Here is a 5,143-nt window from a genome sequence, read left to right on the forward strand (position 1 = left end):
ACGTTGATCGTCACCGTAGCGGTATTGGAGAACTCTCCGTTCGCGTCGTATACCTTGTACGTGAAGCTATCGGGCCCGTTGTAGTTGGCGTCCGGCGTATAAAGGAACGTACCGGCGCCGGTGAACGACAAGGTACCGTGGGCGGGGTTGGTTTCGAGCATCGCATTGATTGCGTCACCATCCACATCCATATCGTTGAGCAACACACCGTTGGTGAACGGCACCTGCAGCGGGGTATCCTCCTGCGTGCTGTAGGTGTCGTCCGCCGCGACCGGCGCGTCGTTGGCACCGGTCACCTGGATCTTCAGCGATCCCGTTCCCGGCTGGTTCTGGTTGTCGGCCAGTGTGTAGGAGAAGGTCTCGACCTTCACCTCGCCACCCTTCAGGCCCTGCGTTGCCGCACGGTCGTTGTCCAGAGTGTAGACATACGAGCCGTCAGACTTGATGACGAGGTCACCATAGGTGCCGGTGATCTTCTCGCCATCTGCATCGATGACCGTATTGCCAACCTTGGTCACGGAAAGCTTGTCAACGATGTGGGAGTTCGTGTCAAAGTTGCCGTCTCTGTCATTGGCCAGAACATTGCCGGTCGCTTCACTCGTGCCGGCGGTGCCGTTGTTGACCCCACCCGCTTCGATGACCGAACCCGGGTCTTCGACACCATTCGGTGCCAGATTGACAACCTTGTCGATGGACATGGTGTAGCCGGGCTTGCCTTCTGTTCCGGTGAACTGGACGAATTCGATACCCTTGACGGTGGCGATCGGCGCACCGTTCTTGGAGATCGTGAAGACGTCCTGATACTGGGTAAAGACGTAGTCGGTCCACAGTCCTGCAAGCTTCACCTTGTCTGCGGTCCCGCCGTTGTCGACGATCTCGGCCTTGCTTCCGGCGAAGTTTGTCAGGTCGATGGTGTCGTTGCCGACACCGCCATTGATGACAATGGTCGTCGGCTGGATCGCCGACCCGGACACGCTGTTCAGGGTGACCGTGTCACCACCGGAGCCGAGGTTGAAGGTCACACGCTCGATTTCGTCGGCCCGAACGGAACCGGCATTGGCACCGTCATAGGTAACAAGGATATCGGCTTGGTCGTCAGCCGGCGTGATCTCGGTGCCACCGGTGGCGAGACCCAGTGTGAAGTTGCGAGCGACACCGTCGCCATTGATCGTGAGGATGTCATAATCCGGGTTGGACAAACCGGTTTCGGTGCCGCCATCGACGGTGTCGTTGCCATCGCCAACGTTGTGGATGATCTTGTCGTTGCCGTCGCCACCAGTGATGACGTCGTCGCCGGCATTGCCATACAATGTGTCGTTGTCTGCGCCGCCATCGATCGTGTCGTCGCCAGTACCACCCCAGATCTCGTCGTTACCTGTGCCGCCCTGCAGTATGTCTTTGCCGCCAAGACCGGAAATCAGGTCGTTGTCAGCGCCGCCCGTGATCGTATCAGAGCCTGCACCGCCGCCGAGCACGTCATCACCCGCATTACCGGAGATGGCAATCCCGCCACCCACGGCATCGCTGAGATAGGCGTCATCGACGAGGATCACGTCCTTGCCCGCCGTACCGTTGATCGATTCAATACCGCTCATATAGCTTGGCGCCGAGTAGGTATCGTGCACGTAACCAGGTGTCGCACCGTTGTTGAGAACGATGACATCGGCCCCAATGCCACCCTGAACGACATCTGCCGTGCCGGCGAGGCCCGCGACGGAAACCGCACGAAGTGTGCCGTCACCGAGCTCGATATTGCGCGTTCCAGAGGCGGTAACATCACCTGCCAGCAGGAAGGCATCGTTGCCGGCGCCGCCCTTCAGCAGGTCGCCGCCGCCATTGCCGATCAGCAGATCGTCGCTGTCGTCGCCAGTGAAGGTCTCGTTGCCGGAGGTACCCTGGATCGCGATGTCGTTATAGGGCGCCGGGAAGTTGTTGACGACCGTCAGCGGCACGCCCGACAGATCGACGGTTCCGCCGACGTTGTCGATGTTGAGACCATGCCAATTGGCGTTGACGTTCACGTCGAGACCGCCATTGACGATCTGCAGTCCGTCAACATTGGTGTAGTTGTAGATCGCTACGCCAACCTTGCCATAGGTGCCGGTGACATCGACATTGTCGAAGACGACGGTACCCATCGGCTGGAAGGGCGCGTCGACTCCGCGCAGCTGGATGCCGTTTTCGGCAGCCGCACCCGGATTGCTGACATCGACATCCTTGAACGTGACGTTACCATTGTAGAGATAGATCGTGACCGGGCCTTCGCCAGCACCAGAGTCGACGGTAGCATTGCCGGAGAAGTTAACCTTCTCGACGACGATACCTTCCACCTTTGTGGCGTTCTCGACGAAGAGGCCGTGGTAATCGCCACCCGTCACGTCACCATTCTTGAGGGTGACAGCATCAAAATCCGCCGTCTTGTCGACGAGAATGACAGACGAGGACGAACCCTTCAGATCGATGCCGTCGATGAGCAGGGATTGCCCGGCGCCACCACCATTGACGGTAATGGCAGGACCCGCCTCGCCACCGTCGATCACGACGTTGCCCACGCCCTTCAGCGTGATGCCTTCACCGATGACCACGGCTTCGTTGTAGGTCCCCTCGTGCACTTCGACCGTGAAACCAGCATCGGCGAAAGAGACGCCAGCCTGGATCGTCGAGAATGTACCGACAAGCTGATTGGCAGCGTTGAACACGAGAACATTTGCGGTGAGGTCCAACTCAACGGCACCGCCGTTGAAGTTGATGTGCTCGACACCATACAATGCATCGGTTTCGCCAGCGCTGGTGATCGTCCAGGAGCCATCGCTGTTGCGGGTAACCGCGTAGTCGTTCTGGTTACCGTAGACAACGACCTCGTCGCTTTCACCCAGCGTCGCCAGGCGGTTGCTGTCGACCGAAAGATCGGTTGCGTTGCCGTAAACGGTGTCGCTGCCGCCGCCGATGAAGAACTGATCATCGCCGCCGCCACCGATCAGGGTATCGGCACCGCCGTCACCCGTAATCCGGTCCGCACCGGCACCGCCATCGATGATGTCATCGCCAGCACCGCCGCGCAGAATGTCTTCGCCATCATTGCCGTAGAGCTTGTCGGCATCGTCACCACCTTCGATGGTGTCCTTGCCGGCGCCGCCCCAGATTTCGTCCGAGCCCTTGCCGCCGAACAGTTCGTCATCGCCGCCGAGACCGGAAATCAGGTCGTTACCTTCACCGCCGGTGATCTTGTCGCCCTGGATGTCGGAGCCCTGAAGCGTGTCATTGCCCTTGCCGCCATCGATTTCGATCAGAACCGAGTCGGAAGTGGTGTAGGACTTCGGAAGCAGAATGACGTCATCGCCGTCCGTGCCTTCGAAACGTTCGACACCGGAAAGTCCGAGCGACGAGTTCGCACGGTCGAAGACAAAGCCGGATGCACCGGCCGCAGCTTCGAACTTGACGGTATCAAAGTCACTGCCACCGATCAGCGTATCACCTTCACCGGACAGGCCGGCAAGGGAGACGGAACGCGTCGAGCCATCGCCGAGTGTAACCTGGCGCGGGCCAAAGGCGCCGGCATTGTCGATATCCGCCGAAACCACCAGCGTATCATCGCCTGCGCCGCCTTCGAGACGGTCACTGCCCTTGCCACCGACGAGCGTGTCACCGCCATCGTTGCCGGTGAGGACATCGTCACCCTCATTGCCCTTGAGGACGTTGGCTTCCGCGCCGCCGACCAGGATGTCGGCAGACTTGCTGCCATAGGCATCGTTGACGCCTGCCATGCCGTCGACGCCGACGACGTGAGCGCCGGTGCGATCGGTCGCCGTGTCTTTTGCCACGGTCTGACCGTCACGGGTGACCGAAGCCTCGCTCAGGTTGACGAAGACACCGGTGTCGAGGTTGCCGTAGTTGATCGAGCCGATCGTACCAGCGGCATCCACGCGCACGGTGACCGTGCCGGTTGCCGTATCGTTGTCACCATCCTTGGCGGTGACCTCGAAGGACAGGTCGAGATACTGCTTGCCGCCCGTGGGCGACGTATGGTCGAGCGGCTGCTTCAGGTCGAATGCGTATTCGCCGGTGGTCTTGTCGACCGACGCGGTGAACACCACATTGCTGTTGGAGGCGAGGTTAGCGACGGTCGGCGCGGTATTGCCGAGGTAGCCGACCAGCACCGCACCCACCAGGGCGATGTTGACCGCCTGGGTGTTGGACTTCAGCTCGACGGTAACCCCGTCCTGATCCTTGACGACGATACCAGAGCCCAGAGCGAGCGAGCGGTTGGCGCCGTTGTCGGCACCCCAGTTGACTCCGGTGGAGCCAGCTTCGCTCTTGTCGCCATCTTCAGAGACCTGGATGAGGGCCTGTCCGACGAAGGACGGAACGGAATCCGTGACCTTGATATTCAACTGGCCGGAAAGCGCAACCTTGTCGCCATCGGCGTCTTCGATGGTCACCGCCGTCGAGAGATCGAGCGTGAGTCCATCCACCGGCACGCCGGTGAAGTGGCCATGGCCCGGATTGACGACCGTCTTGACGCTGCCATTCCCCGCACCCAGGAGTTCGACCTTGGTGTTGTCAGGCAGATTGCCGACATTCAGGTAGAAAGTCGTGTGGGCGGGAATGGTCAGTGTGTAATCAGCCGAACCGTTTTTGTCGGTATCGACACCCCAGGTGACAGGACCGTTATCCGAATTCGTGATCCGGATGATATCGTCGCCATTGGTGAGATCACCAACGAAATGGATCTTCGGACCGTTTACTTCCGGCACGGAGATATACTGGCCGACGCTCGGAACCTGTCCGACATGGTCAAGCGGACCCGTCTGGACGAAGCTGTAGGCACCGGTCTGCGGATTCACCGTGAAGGTGAAGATCGTGTCATTGCCGACCTTGGCATAGAGCGTATCGCCGACCACGCTGAAGGTGAGGCTCGAGCCGTTCGACTTGAGCGATGTCAGAGACGAAGACAGATTGTCCTTCTCGACGGTGTATTTGCCCAAACCATCCGCGCCGAAGCCGACCTGGGTCGACAGCGTGCCGGAGACGGACACCAGTTCGGTCGCCACATGCTCGATGGGAGCAACGTCCAGGACCTTCGGCATGTCGTCATCGACATTGATGGTGAGTGTGCCGTTGATGCTGTCGTTGTCGCCATCGG

The 5,143-nt window shown here is 60.0% G+C and carries 1 protein-coding gene; it reads right to left on the reverse strand.

All coding sequences use genetic code 11. The annotated features are described in order from the left end of the window. Nucleotides 1-5,143 (reverse strand): beta strand repeat-containing protein (locus tag DMY87_RS23875; protein WP_165826446.1); only part of this gene is annotated, 5,143 nt, incomplete at both ends.

It is taken from the genome of Peteryoungia wuzhouensis, assembly GCF_003205195.1.
GTDB classification, from domain to species: domain Bacteria; phylum Pseudomonadota; class Alphaproteobacteria; order Rhizobiales; family Rhizobiaceae; genus Allorhizobium; species Allorhizobium wuzhouense.